The sequence below is a fragment of the Paraburkholderia sp. BR10882 genome (assembly GCF_040948855.1).
Lineage (GTDB): Bacteria > Pseudomonadota > Gammaproteobacteria > Burkholderiales > Burkholderiaceae > Paraburkholderia > Paraburkholderia nodosa_A.
Map to the genome: position 1 here is coordinate 1 of NZ_JBFPKP010000037.1, position 17,943 is coordinate 17,943.

Annotated in this window: 15 protein-coding genes and 6 pseudogenes; 2 read left to right on the forward strand and 19 right to left on the reverse strand. The window is 56.6% G+C overall.

Features of this window, described 5'->3' with window-relative positions; translation table 11 throughout:
- Positions 1 to 765: 765 nt before the first annotated feature.
- From AB3X99_RS39550 to AB3X99_RS39585, 8 genes and pseudogenes are all read right to left on the reverse strand, one after another.
- On the reverse strand, positions 766 to 1,179 hold the full coding sequence (locus tag AB3X99_RS39550) for a hypothetical protein (protein WP_368661900.1): 414 nt from the start codon (positions 1,177 to 1,179) through the stop codon (positions 766 to 768).
- Between the two features lie 284 nt (positions 1,180 to 1,463).
- Positions 1,464 to 1,844 carry a glycosyl hydrolase family 28 protein gene (locus AB3X99_RS39555; RefSeq protein ID WP_368661901.1) on the reverse strand — a complete coding sequence of 127 codons (381 nt, stop codon included), beginning with the start codon at positions 1,842 to 1,844 and terminating at the stop codon, positions 1,464 to 1,466.
- A gap of 35 nt (positions 1,845 to 1,879) precedes the next feature.
- Positions 1,880 to 2,761, reverse strand: coding sequence for a glycosyl hydrolase family 28 protein (locus AB3X99_RS39560; RefSeq protein WP_368661902.1), 882 nt, complete (start codon positions 2,759 to 2,761; stop codon positions 1,880 to 1,882).
- Positions 2,762 to 3,283: 522 nt separating this feature from the next.
- Positions 3,284 to 3,504, reverse strand: a pseudogene (locus AB3X99_RS39565) (transposase); the annotation flags it as partial.
- A 320-nt stretch (positions 3,505 to 3,824) separates the two neighbouring features.
- Positions 3,825 to 3,926: pseudogene (locus AB3X99_RS39570) on the reverse strand (IS6 family transposase); the annotation flags it as partial.
- A gap of 43 nt (positions 3,927 to 3,969) precedes the next feature.
- A pseudogene (locus AB3X99_RS39575) lies at positions 3,970 to 4,548 on the reverse strand (clostripain-related cysteine peptidase); the annotation flags it as partial.
- Positions 4,545 to 4,895: a hypothetical protein gene (locus AB3X99_RS39580; RefSeq protein ID WP_368661903.1), complete on the reverse strand. Its 351-nt coding sequence runs from the start codon at positions 4,893 to 4,895 to the stop codon at positions 4,545 to 4,547. The pseudogene AB3X99_RS39575 and the gene AB3X99_RS39580, both read right to left, overlap by 4 nt.
- Positions 4,896 to 5,605: 710 nt before the next feature.
- Positions 5,606 to 6,028, reverse strand: coding sequence for a DDE-type integrase/transposase/recombinase (locus AB3X99_RS39585; protein ID WP_368661904.1), 423 nt, complete (start codon positions 6,026 to 6,028; stop codon positions 5,606 to 5,608).
- Between AB3X99_RS39585 and AB3X99_RS39590 the strand changes: the two are divergent.
- A pseudogene (locus AB3X99_RS39590) lies at positions 5,939 to 6,304 on the forward strand (transposase); the annotation flags it as partial. The gene AB3X99_RS39585 and the pseudogene AB3X99_RS39590 overlap by 90 nt on opposite strands.
- Positions 6,305 to 6,622: 318 nt before the next feature.
- Here AB3X99_RS39590 and AB3X99_RS39595 read toward each other — a convergent pair.
- The 5 genes and pseudogenes from AB3X99_RS39595 to AB3X99_RS39615 all read right to left on the reverse strand — a co-directional run bounded on the left by AB3X99_RS39595 (position 6,623) and on the right by AB3X99_RS39615 (position 10,720).
- Complete coding sequence (locus tag AB3X99_RS39595; protein ID WP_368661937.1) at positions 6,623 to 6,880, reverse strand: replication initiation protein; 258 nt, start codon at positions 6,878 to 6,880, stop codon at positions 6,623 to 6,625.
- Positions 6,881 to 6,928: 48 nt separating this feature from the next.
- A pseudogene (locus tag AB3X99_RS39600) lies at positions 6,929 to 6,994 on the reverse strand (hypothetical protein); the annotation flags it as partial.
- A complete protein-coding gene (locus AB3X99_RS39605) occupies positions 6,975 to 7,382 on the reverse strand; it encodes a replication initiation protein (RefSeq protein WP_368661905.1) in 408 nt (135 codons plus the stop codon). The pseudogene AB3X99_RS39600 and the gene AB3X99_RS39605, both read right to left, overlap by 20 nt.
- 685 nt (positions 7,383 to 8,067) lie before the next feature.
- Positions 8,068 to 9,093: an IS110 family transposase gene (locus AB3X99_RS39610; protein ID WP_368661906.1), complete on the reverse strand. Its 1,026-nt coding sequence runs from the start codon at positions 9,091 to 9,093 to the stop codon at positions 8,068 to 8,070.
- 472 nt (positions 9,094 to 9,565) lie between these two features.
- A complete protein-coding gene (locus tag AB3X99_RS39615; RefSeq protein WP_368661907.1) occupies positions 9,566 to 10,720 on the reverse strand; it encodes an IS110 family transposase in 1,155 nt (384 codons plus the stop codon).
- 205 nt (positions 10,721 to 10,925) lie between these two features.
- Here AB3X99_RS39615 and AB3X99_RS39620 point away from each other — a divergent pair.
- Positions 10,926 to 11,608: pseudogene (locus tag AB3X99_RS39620) on the forward strand (IS6 family transposase).
- A 289-nt stretch (positions 11,609 to 11,897) separates the two neighbouring features.
- On the opposite strand, the gene AB3X99_RS39625 reads toward AB3X99_RS39620, so the two are convergent.
- The 6 genes from AB3X99_RS39625 to AB3X99_RS39650 form a co-directional block, all read right to left on the reverse strand.
- Positions 11,898 to 13,163, reverse strand: coding sequence for a hypothetical protein (locus AB3X99_RS39625; protein WP_368661908.1), 1,266 nt, complete (start codon positions 13,161 to 13,163; stop codon positions 11,898 to 11,900).
- Positions 13,164 to 13,320: 157 nt separating this feature from the next.
- Positions 13,321 to 14,310, reverse strand: coding sequence for an IS630 family transposase (locus AB3X99_RS39630; protein ID WP_368661909.1), 990 nt, complete (start codon positions 14,308 to 14,310; stop codon positions 13,321 to 13,323).
- A 74-nt stretch (positions 14,311 to 14,384) separates the two neighbouring features.
- Positions 14,385 to 14,882 (reverse strand): lytic transglycosylase domain-containing protein, encoded by a 498-nt coding sequence (locus AB3X99_RS39635; RefSeq protein ID WP_368661910.1) that lies wholly within the window; start codon positions 14,880 to 14,882, stop codon positions 14,385 to 14,387.
- A 136-nt stretch (positions 14,883 to 15,018) separates the two neighbouring features.
- Positions 15,019 to 15,150 carry a hypothetical protein gene (locus AB3X99_RS39640; protein ID WP_368661911.1) on the reverse strand — a complete coding sequence of 44 codons (132 nt, stop codon included), beginning with the start codon at positions 15,148 to 15,150 and terminating at the stop codon, positions 15,019 to 15,021.
- 299 nt (positions 15,151 to 15,449) lie between these two features.
- Positions 15,450 to 16,709, reverse strand: coding sequence for a hypothetical protein (locus AB3X99_RS39645; protein ID WP_368661912.1), 1,260 nt, complete (start codon positions 16,707 to 16,709; stop codon positions 15,450 to 15,452).
- A 91-nt stretch (positions 16,710 to 16,800) separates the two neighbouring features.
- The gene (locus AB3X99_RS39650) at positions 16,801 to 17,742 is read right to left on the reverse strand and encodes an IpaD/SipD/SspD family type III secretion system needle tip protein (RefSeq protein ID WP_368661913.1); all 942 of its coding nucleotides are present in this window, start codon (positions 17,740 to 17,742) and stop codon (positions 16,801 to 16,803) included.
- Positions 17,743 to 17,943 lie beyond the last annotated feature (201 nt).

A 17,943-nucleotide genomic window follows, 5' to 3' on the forward strand; every position in this document is an offset into this window, starting at 1 on the left:
GCGTCTGCACTCGACGTTGAACTACGTCAGTCCGATGCAATTTGAACAAAACTGGCACGCCGCCCAGCGAAAGCAAGCGGCATAATAAACGCTCGGTTAGCGGATACGAAATTCGCGGGCAACGTCAGGTCGCTCAAGAACGTGCGTCAACTCATCACCAGCATCGAGCGATATATCGAGCAGTACAACCGACACGGCCGGCCGTTCGTATGGACCGCGACCGCCGATTCAATTCTCCAGAAAGTGGCTCGGCTATGCAAACTTATTTCTGGGACAGAACACTAACGCTTGACGAATGACATAGGGGCACCCCCCGGGTTGCATACCCCATGCCGCCCGGCAGGCGGGGAAAGAAGTTGTCCATGTCGTCAACCGCGACCGACCCGGTGACTTTGGTGCCCGCCAGTTTCTGCTCCATCACAAGCTACCGCGCCTCGTAGACGGGCAGCGTCGGAGAATTTACGGTCATCAGCACGACTGTTGGCCGGCACGATCCACGCATGCGATCCGCAAACGAGCGAGGAAGCAGGCAAGCCCATGCAGAGGAAAGGCGCGCCGATCGACGATCGCAAGTGCCGCGCCCGGGAAGCGTCACTCGCGTACCAGCGCCAGGCGTCGAAGCCTCGAGTCGCGAGTCAACGTCTCGAAGCTCGTCGTTGCGTGAATACACGCAGCAGGTACTGGCGATCGCGCTCTTCGTCGCTCTCGTTGCGCCAGTGAGGAACCGGATATCGCGGCGGCTGCGCGGACAATGCCGGCGTCCAATCATCCTCGGCGCGCTGCCGCCACTCTTGAAGAGCCTGATCGAGTTGCGCGCCATCGTTCTGGTACCACGCCTGCACGACGGCATCGCCCAGTATGCTTCGCCGCAAGCGTTCGCGCTGCTGACCACCAGACCGCAACGCGTTCGATATCGACTGCCGATGCATCCGTCGCGCCGGCAAGATGTTGAACGGAGAGCAACTCGTCGTGCACTTTCATGTAAGTCTGATAACGTTCGACGATCTGCACCGCTTCGCCGTACGCCGGCGACAGCAGTTCGCTTTTCAGCCACGCACGTAACTGATCGGCACGATCGGCGTCAGTCTTCTCCAGCAGAAAGACATTGATCCGGTCTAGCAGCGCGGCATTCACGATCAGTTCGTGGTTTTTCCGCGACGGCGAGCCCCGAATCGTCACGTCCGACGCTCGGTGCGGAGCCGAACGAGTCAGCCGGCCCGAACGCGGCGGCGGCCGGGCGCGTCTCGCTCACCGGACTAGCAACGGCGTGCTCCGGATTGGACTGCAGAATCCGGAGCACGCCGGCTATCAGACAGACGACCGCGACGGCCATGATGCAAAAGTGCCGCATGTAACGGCGTTCTTGTTCGATATGGCTATGAAGCTGCATGGATATCCTGTTTTTCCATGTGCGCGGACCGCTGAACGGTTCCGTCGCATGGGGGCTCAGCGGCTTGGCGGTATCAGAACGAGCAGCTCGGCACCCTTCCCATCGTCGTGAAGCTCGACGTGGTCACGCCAGTTCCGGAGGGCGTGACGTTCGAGCTATACAAGCCGACATTCGCATACTGGTCGCCACTTTGCGCGGCCGCATCCAGGCTGACGTTGGCCAGCCAGGCATTGACCGGGTAGTCCGAATTGCGCCCGTCTATCTTCGTGTAGGCGCCTGACAGCGATTCGGTCGCATACGCGCCGTTCACGACGATGTTCGAGAGCGACGGGCTGCCGCCTGCAGTGCAGGTGTTGTAGTTGGTGTCCATGACGATCAGATGCTTCACGTTGATCATGCAGGTGTTGACGTAGCTCACCTGGCTCACCGTCAGCGCGCACGGGCCGGTCTTCACGTTGATGCCGTTGGCGTCGGTCGACGGCGTGCCGTTCAGATCCCGTACACGTAGTTGTTCTGAAAGAGGATGTTCGACACAGTATTCTTGTCGATGCCGCCTACCGAAAGGCCGTGCGTGCCATGCAGCCGAGTATTGGCAACGGTGACGTTCGAGATGTTGCTGGAGTTGGCCTTGATCGCGATGCCGTCGTCGCCGGCCTCGATGTCGGAGTTGATCACCGATGCGTTGGTGAGGCTATCGATATCGATGCCGTCGGCGTTCTTGCGCGTCGCGGGCGTACGGATGGACACGCCCCACGCGGTGAAACCGTTGCCGCCTTCCACGTACAGATTCGGATGCGCGGCCTGCGCCAGCGTGACGTTGCAGACGATGAAGTTTGAAATCCTGCTTGCCTGCACCAGCCTCGGCGTCCCGGAGATGATGTCGCCGCGCCCGTCGACCGTTCCTGGCCCCAGCAGCGATGCATTGGTGCCCGAAAATTGCAACAGGTTGGCATTGCTCGCGTAGTTGTTGCCGAGCAGCGTCACGCCCGCGCTAATCGCGAGGCCCGCGCCATTGATCGTCAGGCTGCCCGTATAGAACGCATCGCTGGAACCCGATGGCGCAAGCATCACGCTTTGGCCGGTTCCCGCGCATTGATTCAGTGCATCCTGAATGCGGCTCGTGTCGTCGGTAGGCGGCGGCGACGACCGTTGCGAGCTGGAGAAATTCGCGTACAGCGTCTTGCAGACGCCGGGATAGGTCGGTTCGCTGACCGACCGGCTATCGCCGGTCGCCAGCGATTGCGCACCGGCGGAACCCGCGCTCAGAAAGATCGCGGCGATGGTCAAGCTGGCGTTATGTTTCATTTTCATTGAAACGGTCATCCATTTAACGAAAAGTTCACACCGACGAACGTTGGCGTTCAGGCTCACCTGCGACGGACACGAATCGTGGCGCGATGGTCTGCACTCGATGTCCCATCGCCGTAACCGGCGAGCTCAGTAACGTGCTCCACCACAAGCTTCCATCACAATGCGGCAACAGGGCAAGCAAACGACCGCTTCAAGGAGCTTGTTGCGGCTGACTCGCCAACTCAACACTGCTTCAGCAAGGCCTAGCACGGCTCTGTCAGGTTGACGCAGTAGCTGGGGTAGAATGACGCTGTTGGCGCCAATGTAAATCTATGGTCCCCTCCCTTTTTGCAACGCTGATTCTTGACGGCGTGATTGGCCTGCCTAAATGTATCCGGCGTCGTTTGAAGAAAGTGCTCCTCGCGCCACGATGAGAGTCGCGCCTGACAGTCCTTGAAACTGACTCGGCCTCGAAGGCCGATTTACATCACAGGTTGTCTGTCAGGCCGTTATGCCGTTCACGTCATCAATTCTCAGTCATCGCAAAACCAGATGGATACGTCGGTACAGCAGTAGACCAAACGTTCGGGGGCGCATTTCGCCTCATCCTGCCTTGAACGTCCTTTGATGCATCGCCAGTGCCCAGGCGGTGCGCGCCAGCTTGTTGGCCAGCGCACAGGCCACCACGTTGGAATGTCGACGCATGAGCGTTGAGTGCACTCTGCCAGCCGTCCGGTCTGCCGGTCCAGCCGCTGCATGTAGGCTCGGGCACACTGCACCAACAAGCGCCTGAGATTCTTGTCCCCGCGCTTGCTGATGCCTAGACTAGGCCACATACCAGCGCACGCCATCAGGATCACATCAAGCGGGTAATGCAGGCGTTGAGCACGCGGGCCACGGTCGGATTCAGAGTCCGCTGGTTCTCGGCATTGTGATGCCTCTAGGTTTGAGCCGCGATTCGGTCGAAACGAGGTCTGAAATTATCGGGCCCTCCTGTGCGAAAATTGCCCACGCCGTTCCGTAACCCGCCCTTGCAGAGCGGTTGCAGCTTTGTGTTCCGCCGGCAATCCGGGAACATTTTCCGTCCGTTGAATCAAGCCGTCGATTTCCGTATTCATCGACAACAGCGGTTGATCGATTTGCGCCCAGGCTTGCGGCGGGCAGCTTTGACGCGATGTGCGAAGCCCACGCCGAATTTGTCGCACCAGCGGCGGATCGTCTCGTAACTGACAACGACACCGCGCTCGATGTGGCACGAATGCGACCGGCGCGTTGGCCTCGATCGACGCGGCACTTCGATCTAGCCCCTCGACAATCTGGACGACTTTACCAAGATCGATTGCGGAAAGTGTCACGTGGCCCGACGGGTTAGCGGTATAGTAATTTGCGTAGGGTGCGACAATCGATATGGACAAATCGCTCCCGCTCGTCGCCGGATTTTTGACGAGTTCGCCGAGGAACCCGTAGTCCCATCCCGCGCCCGGCTCCAGTTCCTCGCTTCCAACCAAATGACTCGCTCGCGAGCGCAACTCGTATGCATTTTCTAGATTCGCCATTAGAAAAGCATCAAAGCCAACGACGTCGATCTTTTCTTCTCCAAATACCTGCTGCATCGCATTGGGCACGTCGACGTTATAAAGTGTATGTTGAGTTTCTTCATCGAGCGACACGGATCGCATCGGAGCCGACGACTTTCGGTTCGCGCGCCACCCCGCTCCGTGATTCCAAACAACCACCATATAGTGCTTCGCAGGATGGTATTGCTTTCCCCATGCGAGGAATTCACGAAATGCATCGAAGTCGCCCATGTCCGCATTCCGCACTAGCTGTGCTGGGTCCTGTACTGCGTTCGCCGCATCCGGAGTCATGCCTTTCTCGAAAAAAAGCGCTTCACGTCGCCCCAGCTACCGGGTTCATCGAGATCGCCGATTCGTCCGAACTCGACGGCAATGGCCACCTCGTCTGTACTTCCCGCGTTCGCGATCTGCCTCCAGGTTTGCAGAGCAAACGGTTCGAGATTATTCTTCCCGTTCATGAAAATCAACACGCTCCACTCCGGCAACGGCGCGGGGGCAGCCATGGCTGCAGCGGCTGAGGTCACCGTCATCGACAGTAGCAACACAAACGAGGCGATTGATAGAAAAAATCTTTTCATTAGAATGCGCGGGGAACCCCGGCCTTCATGCCGGGGAGGATAGCTCTCCGTGGGCAGCATGGCCTTCGCCCGCCTCTCCTTTCGATAACGCTATCATTGTGTAGCCCTAACGATCGCTACGTTGAACGAGTTGGCCGTGGCGATGTGCAACGCCTTGCACATCGCTGCCTGCTGCCGCACCCACTAATTTCTCTCTTGGCCCGCATTTTTTGTGCCAAGTATGCATGAGGCGGCAAATCCCGCGTCAGTTCGGTATTCCAACGAGTCTTCCGAAGCGGCAGCTTTAATGTTCTCAACGTCGCATTTGCGACAAATGCAACAGATCACCGCATGCGTGTAGGCGTCCAGCCAAGGATATCGTCAGCCTGCCACTGTGAATCCGAGACAGCCTGCCCATTGTCGCGCGACTGTCAGCGAGGTACAGGGCACCCGCTCGCGACCCTACAGCGTACGGGTCTGGGGTTCCGGTGCAAAGTAAGCGGCTCAGCTGGGCCGTTTGTCCATGTAGGCGCGCGGATGGCGCTGTCACGTTAAGGTATACGAGACGCAAAAGCGCACAGGAGGTAGGTTTGCTCAGAAATTGGACGGACCCTGGGGTGAGCCCAGTGAAGCGATGCCACCCGGCAAAGCGTGCGGCGAGCTGTTTGCGATAGAGTGAGGCACGCAGTAAATGTCGCTTGAGCGCGAAGTGCTGGCGAATCGGTCCGAAGCTCGATAAGAATGCTTGTGTGCGACCAGGATCGCGGAAACCACGCATCCGGCGTTCGCGCTCACGCGTAGGTTGATGGCTGTTTTCGGCACGGTTGTTCACCCGGGCACTGGCTTTGACGAAGACGTGTTTGATGTTTGCCAGTTCGGGAATTTCGGCCTTCGGCCGGATAGCTGCGCAATTGATCGGTGACAATCCTTCGTGGCGCGTCGGCACAGGCGGCCAGCAGGCGGTTGAAGAAGCGCTTTGCTGCGGCCTTATCGCGATGTTCTGCAGCAGGATGTCGAGTTCGGCGCCGTGCTGGTTCGACTGCCCGCCAGAGCAGATAAGGCTCACCGCGCAACGTAACGAAGACTTCGTCCAGATGCCGTGTGCGCCCAGGCTTGCCGCGCAGCTCACTGCATGGCTTGGTCTGACGCCATCCGAACATTCCTCGGGCCAGAGACGCAGGCTGGGCAGCATCACAAAGGCGGGCAACGGCCATGCGCGTCACCTGCTGGTTGAAGCGGCATGGTCGTACCGTCACCCGGCCAAGGTAAGCCCCGTCATCCAGCGACGCCATGAAGGACTGCCCAAGGCCATCATCGATCGCGCGTGGGATGCACTGCTGCGGCTGTGCAAGCGGTATCGCAGGCTGGTCGTACGTGGCAAGCATTCCAACGTCGCGGTGACCGCGGTCGCCCGGGAGCTAGCCGCATTCGTGTGGGATATTGCGCGCATGACCTCACTCCCGACCGAGCCTCAATCGAGCACGCATTGATAATGGCACCCATCGCACATTCAACGGAGGAACAACAGTCTGCTGAGGACGGCGCAGCACGGTCCGTGAACAATCCGCCAAGATACTACGAGACAGCCTCCAGGCCAGACTCTCGGACATAGAGCGCGGCAGGTTCACACGACGGCACCCTGTAATGTGGTAGCCAGCCCACGGATATCAGCCGGATCCACCGTCGACGTTACAGGCTGCGCCGCCCCCAGCAGATTCACCGAAAAGCAAAAGGACACTCACAACGGAGGCTTGCGTACTTGACTGCGAAAGTCATATCAGCATCTAGTCGTGCGTCATGAGTTGGTGTCAGAAAAGGAACAGGTGCGGATTCGGCTTAAACCGGAACTCCAGGCCAGTGACCTTTCGGCCGCCCTGCTTGGTTGGCTTCCACTCGATAAGCAGGCCATCCTTGCCGGTCAGCTCGTCGACGGCGACGTCGATTATGCGTCGTCGCACCTGGCCAAAGTCTTTGACACAACTCGGGGGCGCATCCATCGCATGACAAAAGTCGTCGAAGCTAATACGGACCAGGCCAGTGTCCCGATATTGGGCGAACATCTCCATCAGGCGCCACGAGTAGACGGACCGCAGCGCGGCGGTATGCTTGAGCTTGTAGGTTGTGAATTCCGTGCGCAGGCCCAACAGGAATGGCGCGACCTCAGGCGAAAAATTGACGTCGACCCAGCCCTCGCCTTCGTGATACGTATTTCCGGAGACCCACCGGTATTTGCGCTCTTTTTTTTTCGCCGCAGCGTGTCTGTTCTACGGTACGAATGTACTTGTTAAAGATCGACTCTGCGGCCTCCCGAAGCTGCACGTAAGCCGTCGGCTGGTCGACGGCAAAGGCCGCTGCGTATTCCTGCGCGGACAGTTTTACCCGCCACCCCTCGTTTGGTCCCAAGGCAGCCGCCAGCTTGCGCAGTTCGACCGAATCGCTTTGAGCGATCGCGGCCGATATCAGCCGCTTCTCGATCAGTTTGAGGCCTTGGGCGGCACGCGTGAGGGCATTGCTCATGTTAACGTACCGCTCGGAGAGCGCGCTATCGTGCATTTCCCGTACTTTCATTCTGACGCTTCCTAACTTGACCTAGCCGGATTCGACGATGACAGAAAGCCCACATTCTGTCACCATTAAATTTCGTCAGAAACGGGGATGGCGGGAACCCGTCAGAACTATCCTCTGCTAGTGGGAAAACGTCAGAATAGATGCCTGTGGACAACAGTGGGAATTCGCCCGACTAAGTGGGCAAACGTCATTTTTCCGTGGGGAAAAGTCAGACGAATGCGCCGCAAACCCATTCCTAGCAACGCTTTCACGAGTATACAAACCCCTACAAAACTATTTACAAACCCTAGCCCCGCGTTTCACGTCTTTGCTCACGATTACGCCCCATCATTTTAGCTGCGCCCTAGTCCTAGTGTTTCGTCCCAGAAATAACTACAAGGGCTTCCCCATTGAGCGCAAGCACCCTACGTGGCTTTCTGTTCCTATCAGCCTTGCCGGCGTCGTGTGAGAAGGTGAAGGACTGCGGTACTACAACCGCTCATGTCGGACGCCTTGGTCCGGACCCTGATGAAAGACGCGCGCGGGAGCCTCATTCTTTGCCCGGAAATGGATATTCCAGTCATTTCTTCAGGTACGTCCCGCGCGGGTCCAACCCGCTTCACATCACCGCTGGCAGTGCAAAGTGATCTTCTATCCGATCGTGACCATGATCAATTTGAGATGGCAATTTGTCGGCGCGGTAGCTTCACGCGGTGAGCGGTTCATGCTTGAAATCGTCGCCGAACTTCAGGATTGCCCAAGCCATCCTCGCATTCTTGGCCGCGATCGCGACAGCCGTACGCCAGTAGCCGCGACGTTCCATGAGACTTCGAACCCAGCGGCTGAATCGATCCTGCTTCTCTCCAAGGCTGGCGATGACGGAGCGCGCGCCATTTACCAGCAGGCCACGCAGGTAAGCATCGCCTGCCTTCGTAATACTACCAAGCCGCGACTTGCCACCGCTGCTGTACTGGCCGGGCGTCAGTCCGAGCCACGCTGCTACTTGCCGACCGTTCCTGAAGTCATGTCCGGCACCAAGGCTCGCAAGTAATGCGCTGGCTGAGGTCGGCCCGATTCCACGCAATCGCATCATCCGCCGGCTGCGCTCATCATGCCGCGCAATTTCGCTGATTGCCCGGTCGTATTCGACGAGCCTATTCTCGATGCTGTCGGCATGCGCGAGCAGATCGCTGATGCAGCGTCGCGCCCATCCCGGCAATGCATCCATGTTAGGCGCAACCTCTCTTCTCAAACGCTCCGGACTCTGCGGAAGGACGACGCCGAATTCGGCAAGCAGGCCACGGATCCGGTTATAGGCCGCCGTCCGTTCCTCGACGAATCCTTGCCGGGTGCGGTGAAGGCAAAGCGTTGCCTGCTGATGTTCATCCTTAAGCGGCACGAAACGCATGCTTGGACGCGTCACCGCCTCGCAGATGGCCGCCGCGTCTGCAGCATCGTTCTTGCCGCGCTTCCCGGACATACGATAGGGCGCAACAAGCTTGGGCGCCATCAGCTTGACGGTATGTCCGTGCCGCTGGAAGACACGACCCCAGTGATGCGCCCCGGAGCACGCTTCCATGCCAATCAGGCACGGCGGCAATTGTGCGATCAACGTCACCAACTGATTGCGCGAGACCCGGGGCTTGATCAACACCATCTTGCCAGCCCCATCCACACCGTGAAGGGCGAAGATATTCTTGGCGAGATCGATTCCGAGAGTAACAATAGACATGACTTCCCCTCCGGTCGGTGATGATGAACGCTCGAAACTTCATCATGGCACGTTGATGCCGATTCGCGGCTTCCGCCGCAGCCTCGGGACGGGGAAGTCCCTTCTATGAGCATCCGTTTGTCAAGCTGCTGAGCAGATTGACAAACGGTCCGGCCTCCAATGTTTGGAATTGCATATCATGTGGGTAACGAGTTATCGATGGTAGAGCAAGCTAACCGTGCATGACGAATCTGAGGCTGATCAATCGCGCTCGTGAGACCTTAGTCTGCACTCACCTTCTATCCGCTGGCCCGCTGTGTGACCAGCCTCATCCTGCATGCGCGCTTCGCCCAGATCTCTCCGGGGCACGCGTCCCATCTTTCAATCGGTTACCCACAGATAACCAGGGACTTCCACGGACGCGTACACTTCAGATCCTTTATGCTGGCGTAGCCGGCTAACCAGTTACTGCGTTTCGTCTAATGTGTGCGAGCTATGCCGACTTGAGCTGGGCACCTTCTGGCAGGACGCCGTCCTTCAGATAACGCCACAGGGCAATCGCGAGTCGGCGCGCGACTGCTACGATCGCAACCCGCCGAATTCGGCGACTCGAGGACATAGCCTGCGTTCGCTGATAAAACCAATTGGTGAGCGCACTGTCGGGTTGATATCGCAACCACGACCACGCTATCTCGATCAGTAACGCGCGCACCCGTCGATTACCCTGTTTGCTGATTCCCTGATCTACCTGACTGTCGCCACTATCGTACGGTTGTGGCACAAGGCCCACGCAGGCGCCGACTTGGCGACGATTATCGAAGGATCTCCAGAACAGTTCGAGCGCGAGTCGTTGGGCACCGACCCGGCCAATGCCCTTGAGGTTGGTGAGATGTTCTACGCGGCTGGATGCTGCCGCAGGCAAACTGCCATGTAACGCGGTCTCAAGGGCTGCAAATTGCCGCTCGACGAATGCTAGGCGCTCGCACTCACGCAATAGCCGTTGGCTCAGTTCTGGCGGCAGAGGTGTGCCGTCGTGGCACCGCACCTCATTTCCAGCGAGCCGGCTGACGAAGCCCTTGTGCTCGACGTTCTCCCAGCAGCCGAGTGTGGCCAGCAGTTTGCGCATGCGATCGCGGTGTTGTAGCACCTCTTTTTGCAACTGGGCCCTGTCACGCATCAGATGACGGGACGCTTCGTCTTGGGGCGACGGTACTCGAACTACGCGCATGCGGTCGCGCTCGCCGCGCAGCCATGCGCGCAAGTTGATCACCAGCTTGATTGCATCGAGCCGGTCGGTCTTCGCGCGCCTCTTATGGCGCTCAACAGGGATGCTCGCGGGATCGACCACATAACATTCGATCCCGCGAGCCCGCAGCGTGCGATAGATCCAGAACGCATCCGGGCGGGCTTCATAGCTGACGACGACGCGCGCATCCGGCGCCAGAATCCACTTGGCTTTATGCCGCTCGATGAGGTCCAGCACGGCCTGCAGCCGCCCCGCAGCGTCACGGTCCGTCGCAGTATGCACAGCTGGTCGGCTACGCTGCCCGTCGTTTAGCGCCACCTTCCATTTGGCCGCGGCAAGCTCGAGCGACACCGCAAGCACGATTGGGTCTGTAACCATTGTGTATGCTGGTTCTGCGTGCATGATTCTCTCCTATGAGCCTGGGTCGACGCACAGATTTTAGGCGCCGACTAGGTCGTCGAGGCAGCCATGCTTCATAGGATCTTTCATTCTTTGCATTGAATTGCGTTGCTCAATGAGCAAGTGATGTTGAGTGGAGGCGATCATGGGGCGCAAGGGAATCGAGGGCTCTGTCAGGTTGACGCACGAGCGGGGGTAGAATGAAGCGATGAAGAAAAGAAAGTCGCTTTATCACGGTCACCGCATCCCTGCCATCGTCATCAGCTGCGCGGTTCGCTGGTATTTCCGGTTCTAGCCTGAGCCTGCGCGATACGGAGGAGTTGTTGCTCGATCGTGGTGTCGTCGTCAAGTACGAAACAGTCCGTTGCTGGTGCGACAAGTTTCGCCCAGCGCGCAAAGACGGCGCGGCGCAAGCGGGGCAACACATGGCATCTGGATGAGATGTTCGTGACGCTGCGCGGGGAGCCGTATCTGCTGTGGCGCGCGGTCGATGAGCATGGCACTGAACTCGACGTTCTGGTGCAAAAACGACGCGACAAGGCCGCAGCCAAGCGCTTTTTCCGGCGGGTGCTGCGATCAAACCCGGTGCCGCGCAGGATCGTCACTGACCAGCTACGCAGCTATCCGGCAGCGAAGTCCGAGATTCCAGAGCTCGCTCACGTGAAGCACGTTTTCGTCAAGGCGGCTGCACGCGTGAATAACCGCGCCGAGAATAGCCACCAGCCGACCCGCAGACGCGAACGCCAGATGCTCGGCCTTCGCGATGCGCGTCGCGCTCAGGCGTTTCTCTCACGGTTCGGCCCGATCCGGCAGCACTTTGCTTTACCCAGACATCGAATGAAAGCGGCAAGTCACCGTGCCGCACTCCAGGAACGCTTCGCCACATGGTAGGTTGGACTGGAACTGCCTCAATCGGTAAGGCTATTTAATAAGGATAACTACCGTTAGCGGTACGCGTGCAGTCTACGTTCGCCAACTTGACAAAGCCTCCATCCGGGCTGTTGCGCGTAAACGTCAGACGCTACGCAGTCACCGGATATATGCAACAACGCCGTCGTGTATGCTGGTTCTGCGTGCATGATTCTCTCCTATGAGCCTGAGTCGACGCACCGATTTTAGGCGTCGACCAGGTCGGTCGAGACAGCCATGCTTCATAGGATCTTTCATTCTCTAGGATTTGTTAGCGCTCTAAAAAAAGATCATCTCGCGAATGCATCAATAATGGTTGATCTGATGAGCGTTTCAAACGATGAATATTCTCTGAATCATCCGAAACGCTAACGCCTTTGAGATTCTGAAATTCCTCGTTGCTCTTACCTGGATACCTGAATATTTTACCATCGTACGTGGCCTGGCGTTCCAAAATAATGTCATCGATCTTTTTTTTCGACAAAAACCCTTCTATTAATTCGTCAAGTGTAAACGATTTCGCCTTCTCCAGAGGATGCAAACCCTGATTGACGCGAATATGCAAATGGAGGGTGGTCGTGCAGTCTGGATAGGGGAAATGGAAATATAAATCAACATCATCATTCTCGTTAACGCCGTATTGTGCTTGCAAATGATGGCGCACCTTCCGTCTGAGACTTTCGAGTAAGGGGACGTGACTTTTATCAAGGTCTAACATACTGGCCAGATACTCTCCGTCCTTCCTCAATTCGCCTATGCTTCTAGGTTCGCTATTCAACGACGGATTTTCCAAGAAATCTGCATCTTGCCCACCTTTGGCGTAGATAGTTTGCAGCTTCCTCAACATAGGATTGTCAACGCGATTATCAGACAATTCTTCCAGCAACTGAAGGGATTCACCTCGTAGGCAGTTTAAATGGGGGTGAATGAACCAACCGCCCAGCATAACAGATTCATTCATCAATTTTTGTGCGCGTGGACTTTTAAGCGCCTGAAAGGTCGGGTCATAAGTTGCGTTATGTACAATTAGGAAACGTTCATCTTTAAAATATGGGTAAAGATGTGGTGTCGTTGATATTTGCTTTAGATGAGGATTGGCAGTGTTAAGGCTAAGCAAGTCGTAGAGGAAGGGCGGCACGCCGTGTACCATATTGTATTTTTTACGGAGACTGTCTAGTCCCTCCTGAGTAAAGGAAAATGAGGTGCCTCGTGAGCGTTGGAAGAGAGAAGCATACTTATGAGGAACGCGGTAAAAGTGGCCGTTCCTACCTTGTACATAAAGTGCGTCTTTCTGCTCGACAAATACTCTGTTTTCTCCCGTGTACAGCGAGACATCAGATTCGACTCTTATTCTAGCATCACGCCGGGGCGGTAACCCTGAGTGAGGGGAGCAAGTCATGAACTCGCAAGCCTCTGATGTCGATGGCCTGTTTCCTAACTCCTCGGTGGTGTCCGGTCCAGGTTTCTTTTCGAATGAGCAATCCAATTCAGATTCAGAATAAAATCTGCGGCCCTTACCAATGCTCGAGAGGTCCATTCCCGTTTTCTCCCTTGTTAGACGCTAGTGCCATGAGTTAGCAGTTCGTTGCTTATTGATCATCTTGATCCGAGGCAGTGAAATATTGCGTGAAAAGCCGCAAGGACTCGAGTGTCTTCACGATGACCGCGTCAACACGCGCATCATCAATCGTCCTCTAGTATTCTGTCCCGGAAAGAATTTTGCGCAGCCGAGCCACTTTCTGGAGAATTGAATCGACGGTCGCGGTCCATACGAACGGCCGGCCGTGTCCAAACCAGCGTTCAACCTTATTCAGCCAGCTTGAGTAGGTCGGCGTGCAGTGCATGTGGTAGCGCGTATGCCTGGTCACCCACGCCCTGACCTTGGGATGCGGGTGTGTCGCATAGTTGTCGTCGATCAGATGCACATCGAGATCGGCAGGCACCGCCTGATCCACATGCCTGAGAAACGCCAGGAATTCCTGATGTCGGTGGCGCGGCTTACATTGCGCAATGACTTCACCCATTGCCGTATTGAGCGCGGCGAACAGAGTGGAAATGGCGTTCCGGACGTAATCATGCGTCACTCCCTCGAGATAGCCCAGCCCCATTGGCAACATCGGCTGCGTACGCTCCAGCGCCTGGCACTGGCTCTTCTCGTCGACGCACAGCACCAGGGCATTGGTCGGTGGGTTCAGGTACAGCCGGACAATATCGCGTACCTTCTCTACGAAGTAGGGATCATTAGACAGCTTGAAGCTTTTTGACCGATGAGGCTGTACACCGAACAACGACAGATATCGGGCCACCGAACTCTTCGAAATCCCTGTCTGTGCAGCAGCGGAGCGCACGCTCCAGTGCGTTGCCCCGTCCGGCTTCTCATGCAGTATCCTCGCCAGCAATTCCGTGACTGCTTCATCATCATGCGTGCGAGGCCGGCCTGGTCGGGCTTCATCATGCAGACCGGCAAGTCCATCGGCAACAAACCGCTTCTTCCAGTGCGTAATTGCTGGCGGTGTCACTTCGCATTGCGTTGGAATTTCTTGACTCGTATGACCGTCAGCGGCCATCAAGATAATCTTTGCACGGCGGACCAGAGAATGAGGCAGCGAACGCGAGCGGCTCATTGATAGCAATTGTTCTCGCTCCAGTTCCGACACGACAACCTCGATTCCTTTGCGTCGCATGATCGCCTCCTGCACACCGTGATTCGATCATAGAACAATCTGAATTTACGTAGAGTTTTTTCTGGGACGGAATACTAGAACACGTCGATATTCCGTACGATGACTCCGACCTGGTTTCTCGGACGGCTGTCACGCTGTCTTGCATAGGTCCAAGGCTGCGCAAGGTAGATGTCGTAAACAGCACGCGCATATTGCGCGCTCAACGCCTCCCTATGCGAATGATAGGCGCCTACAGCACGCCAATTGGTCCCAAACTTGTCGATACTCTCGCGAAGCAGAGATGCACCTACATTGGCATTTAGCTGAGGTTCGGTGAGCATTTTCACATCGATCATCCTCGCGCGCAGTCCGGCAATATGAATCGAATTGATCTGCATCAGGCCGATATCGACCGTGCGGTTGACGTTGCGGTGATAGGCGTGCGGGTTGAGGTGCGATTCGTAGTAGGCAATGGCCCGCAGCACATCCGCGTTGAGTCGATACTGATGCGCCGCGTTGTCGATAACATCCGCCCGGGAAGTGCCCGCCGCAAGCCCGAAACCTGCCAGTATTGCACAAAGGATGTGAGCCACTCCTACACCGATTGTAGAAAATATTTTCCGTTGCCGTATTAAATTCCGCATTATTGTTCCGTCGGATGAACATTCAGCAGCGCGGCGCTCCTTCACACGCATAGCGTCTCACGCAAAGCAAAACAAAACACGGCCCTCACATATACTGCCCCATAAGTACCGCCACGTCGCGAACAGTCTCCAAACGAGGCAGGATCGCCTCGTCGAGGGTGATGCCCCAGCGCTCTTCGAGCTTTATCGATAGTTCGATTATCTCCAGTGAATCCATTGCCAACTCGTCACGCAGGCGTAGATCCACACCGAGCCTCGCCTCCGGAATGCAAAGCAAGAGCAATCAGCTTCCGGGCATGCTCAATTGCTACCTGGTCCTCAGGAGTGTTATCGAGTTGCATGCCGTACTACTCCGCTGTGATCGAATCTGGCATGTTTGCGGTTGCTGTGTCCGCAACCCGTCTATCGTCCCAGGGCTGTCGGCGTAAGCCACTGTCCGCAATGCTTTGGCAATGCGCTGCAGTCCTTTCCACCTCATCGGGATCCCGAAGAACACCCCTGCGCTTTAGTTGTTCCTCAGCGCGCCTGGCGCCAGGTAATGTGACCCGGGGGGGGCTCCTGCCTATCGGGTATTGCGGACGTGTGCAACAGCCACCTCGAATCGGAAAGCAAGGCGTCGAGCAATGACGCGTCACGGCGCGAAGGGCGAAGGAGATCGTAGGCTGTTTGACGCAGCCCCGATAACCAGCTAAAACGACCGAATGCCTCCTTGGTTGTCGAGACTATCGGGTTAGGGCCAACGCGAATTTCTTTCCCGCAAGCGCCTTTTATCCACCGATCGGTTCCGGCGCAAACTAGCGACTGTGCTCTCCCGTTCTCGCACGAACCCACTGCCGACGCGCGCAACTCCTCTATTTCCGCTAGTGCCGGGCGGGGAACCCGATTGCCGGCCGCGATCTCAAAGGTATCATCCGCTTCTTGAACCCCGGGATGGCGGACTGGGGGCTCTTCGGTGCTAGTCGATGCTTCTCCAAACCCCGCCACAGCTGACGTCCCGCGCCCAACAGGAACGTGATGTCGCGGCTCGGCTCGACGAGGATTTCTGAGCAGTTGATCCAACTTTGTCTCATGACAGAGCGCTTGTGCCAGCGTTTGAATGGCGACTCCAGAATGTGTCGCATTTCGGGATGTACGTGCGGCATGCGCCGACATCCGCTGCTGCGCATACGCCGCGTCCCGATCCATGATCTCTCGCGAAGTAGCTAAGCCTTGTTCACCTAGGGCGAGATCGGTGGCCGGATATACAACGTTTTCGCGGAAATTCCTCACGATTCTTTCAGGTCCGATGCTCATTGTCAGCGACGCAAGCTTCTGGCGAAATTCATTGAATTTCAAGCTGCCCTCACTGCAGAACGGCCGAGCGCTCTTTCGATCCTTAACTGCAGTGGCGACGAACTTCACGAACGCTTGTTTCACCCCTTCGAAGTTCCGAATCTGCTCCGACGTTGCGGAGCCCAAGGTTGACTGATCGAGCGCATGGATGACGCGCGCGATATCATTTACGATGAAGCGATCCGCGTCTACGCTGGTGGCTAACAGCCGGTGAAAATCAATGCCCTTGCCGGCCGCGAGCCCTTCCAGATGCCCGAGAGCATCGTCAAGATTCCTGGTTGCGAAATTACGCTCATCCGCAGCGCTCGTTATTTCGTGCTGAACCGCGCCAAGTTTCGCCCCCTCTTCCGGGCCGCTCTTCCTCGACTCCGCATGGTCTACAGCTTCTGCAGTCTGTGCCGAGGTGCCAGCGCTTGCGTAGCCGTATGCCACCGCTTTAAGCATTGTGGTTCTCCTTCCCGCTTTCCAGGTAAAACCGTTCGCATCCTCGCAACAACGAACGACGACATCGCGAAGCGCACACGGTCGGAGAGAGTCAGATATTGAAATACGATCTTGCTGTTTCCAACGTCGCCGCAATCGACGAACTGAGAATTTTCGACATGCTGTCAAAATTCGAATTCTGGTGAGAATATTTTTCAGTCAGCACCTGAAGCGAGTTAAGCAGCTGATCTTTTATCGCTGTAAAGCCTGTCGACCATGCCTGGTATGCTGCGGCATTGACGCCGGGCGGCGTGCCGCCGCCGTTGCCGCCGAAGTCTCGGACGGAATCAATCAGCTTATTTAGCGTGCCTGTTTCGATAGACACCTTTCCCGAGTCATCCACGATGAACAATGGGGAGAGCTGTGTCTTCCATTCGTCAAGAGTCGGGGGGATTTTGACCGATAAGCCAGTATCGATTGGCCCCTCGAAATGAGGCGGAGTGCCTTCGGTATCAGGCGCAGTGCCGTCGATATCAAAGCCCTCAGAACCACCGCCCGTAGCGAGGAACCAGAAGGCGCGATCTTCGTTGCTAGGCGGATCGTTTTTGCTAGGCGGAGTGCTTTTGGTATAGCCTGGGTACTTCGAGAATATATCGTCAAAGGCAGTATATATCTTATCGATATCTATATATACGGAGATATTATTGTTTTTGTCCGTCGATGTATGTGTCCACCCTCCCAATTGTCCAAAAATATTGGTCGTGATCTCATCGAAAAATTTCGTCACGAATGCGACAATTGAAGAAAAGTCAGTAAGGGCACCCTCCCCGTTCTTGATGGCTTCCACCAGCGCATCGAAACGATGATTGCTCGGCATTCCTTGCGGTTCCGGTGATGCAGGCAAATCTGGCGCCACGCCTTTTTTCAAGACCTTCTTCGTGCCATCATCTGGTGCATCGTCGTGACCATTCAACGACGGAATCTCACTGGGCTGCGTGACTTCCAACCTATGCACACCACGCAGCGATCCTGGATTGAAATTTGCCACATTCATTACATAACCTTATCAGTCATTTGACGTCGTTGTCAAAACGATTGCGCATCGCACATCTTCACATGCAATCGATCCAAATATCGGCTTCGAGCGCTGCACCACCGGTTATCCATTGCCTCTTACAAATCGCTCTCGCGTTTCGGCTTTAGTCCCCGCTCTTTCCGGCGCATGCTGCTGTGCATCACATCTTCAAGCGCGGCA

Coding starts and splice junctions, on each gene's coding strand:
- AB3X99_RS39640 (WP_368661911.1), bottom strand. CDS start 15,150: ATGGATTCACTGGAGATAATCGAACTATCGATAAAGCTCGAAGAGCGC.
- AB3X99_RS39645 (WP_368661912.1), bottom strand. CDS start 16,709: ATGCTTAAAGCGGTGGCATACGGCTACGCAAGCGCTGGCACCTCGGCA.
- AB3X99_RS39630 (WP_368661909.1), bottom strand. CDS start 14,310: ATGCGACGCAAAGGAATCGAGGTTGTCGTGTCGGAACTGGAGCGAGAA.
- AB3X99_RS39615 (WP_368661907.1), bottom strand. CDS start 10,720: ATGCACGCAGAACCAGCATACACAATGGTTACAGACCCAATCGTGCTT.
- AB3X99_RS39595 (WP_368661937.1), bottom strand. CDS start 6,880: ATGGAGATGTTCGCCCAATATCGGGACACTGGCCTGGTCCGTATTAGC.
- AB3X99_RS39580 (WP_368661903.1), bottom strand. CDS start 4,895: ATGCTGCCCACGGAGAGCTATCCTCCCCGGCATGAAGGCCGGGGTTCC.
- AB3X99_RS39625 (WP_368661908.1), bottom strand. CDS start 13,163: ATGGACCTCTCGAGCATTGGTAAGGGCCGCAGATTTTATTCTGAATCT.
- AB3X99_RS39605 (WP_368661905.1), bottom strand. CDS start 7,382: ATGAAAGTACGGGAAATGCACGATAGCGCGCTCTCCGAGCGGTACGTT.
- AB3X99_RS39610 (WP_368661906.1), bottom strand. CDS start 9,093: ATGTCTATTGTTACTCTCGGAATCGATCTCGCCAAGAATATCTTCGCC.
- AB3X99_RS39585 (WP_368661904.1), bottom strand. CDS start 6,028: ATGGCCGTTGCCCGCCTTTGTGATGCTGCCCAGCCTGCGTCTCTGGCC.
- AB3X99_RS39650 (WP_368661913.1), bottom strand. CDS start 17,742: ATGAATGTGGCAAATTTCAATCCAGGATCGCTGCGTGGTGTGCATAGG.